Genomic DNA, 235 nt, shown 5'->3' on the forward strand with positions numbered 1-235 from the left:
CGTTTCCGTCACGGTCACAACGCTCGTTGTGCTCGTTTTACCCGTCGTTGGATCAGTCGTTGGTGTCGTCTGCACGACGGCCACCGTCTTATCGCCGTCTGACCAGTTCTTAGTCACTTCAGTCACGGCACCGCTACCATCGACCTTCGTAGTGGTAGTTCCACCTTCAGGATCCGTGGTCGTGATCGTGTTGTAGTAGCCATCCTTCGTCGTTGATACCGGTTCAGCTACCTTA

At 54.5% G+C, this 235-nt stretch carries 1 protein-coding gene; it reads right to left on the reverse strand.

The features are described 5' to 3' along the window. A partial coding sequence (locus FFM73_RS12875) for a hypothetical protein (protein ID WP_171001303.1) occupies positions 1–235 on the reverse strand: 235 nt, incomplete at both ends.

Origin of the sequence: Secundilactobacillus hailunensis (genome assembly GCF_005405185.1) — a bacterium.
Classification (GTDB): domain Bacteria; phylum Bacillota; class Bacilli; order Lactobacillales; family Lactobacillaceae; genus Secundilactobacillus; species Secundilactobacillus hailunensis.